The 575-nt window shown below is 63.7% G+C and carries 1 protein-coding gene; it reads right to left on the reverse strand.

Annotated features, from left to right (window positions below; translation table 11 throughout):
• Nucleotides 1-37: 37 nt before the first annotated feature.
• Nucleotides 38-454 carry a hypothetical protein gene (locus HMPREF0591_RS31855; protein ID WP_180849001.1) on the reverse strand — a complete coding sequence of 139 codons (417 nt, stop codon included), beginning with the start codon at nucleotides 452-454 and terminating at the stop codon, nucleotides 38-40.
• Nucleotides 455-575: the final 121 nt, after the last annotated feature.

Genomic DNA, 575 nt, shown 5'->3' on the forward strand with positions numbered 1-575 from the left:
TTCGCAGCATCCTCGTACATCGTTGTGGTGGTGGTGGTCAAACTCCGGCGATGCTGCGATACAACGCCGTCGCCCTGGGCAACTGACTCTGGATCTCGTTCAAATAGCCCCTACGTCCGTGCGCCACTGCCGCCTCAGCCGACGAATCGCCCGGGCGCTGCTGTAACCAGAAGATCGACTTCCAAATGTCCGGTGACGACGGACCGCCATGGTGGGCCAGCCGATCGAAAAATCCCGAAATCGCCGTGTTGGGATTATTGCGGCCCGGATAACCCGAGTCTTGCTGGAAAATGCTTCTCCACAACCCATTCGGACTCACAGCCCGAGGACGCAACCCGCTTTCTTGCATCGCCGTAGACAAGATCGCGATCGTCTGGTGCGGCGAGTAGCCGCGCCGGCGAGCCTCATGGATGATCGCTGCAGCCACTTCACGCGGAGACGAATCCTGCGTCAACCCGCCCAGCGCAGTCCCCACATCGCCGCGCGGCGCCGCTTCCTCGCTCCGCGGCCCCCGGCCCCCGCGGACCGATCCCACCAAACGGCTCCACCCTCCAGGCACGCTCCCCAAGCCGCTT

The organism is Mycobacterium parascrofulaceum ATCC BAA-614, assembly GCF_000164135.1.
Lineage (GTDB): Bacteria > Actinomycetota > Actinomycetes > Mycobacteriales > Mycobacteriaceae > Mycobacterium > Mycobacterium parascrofulaceum.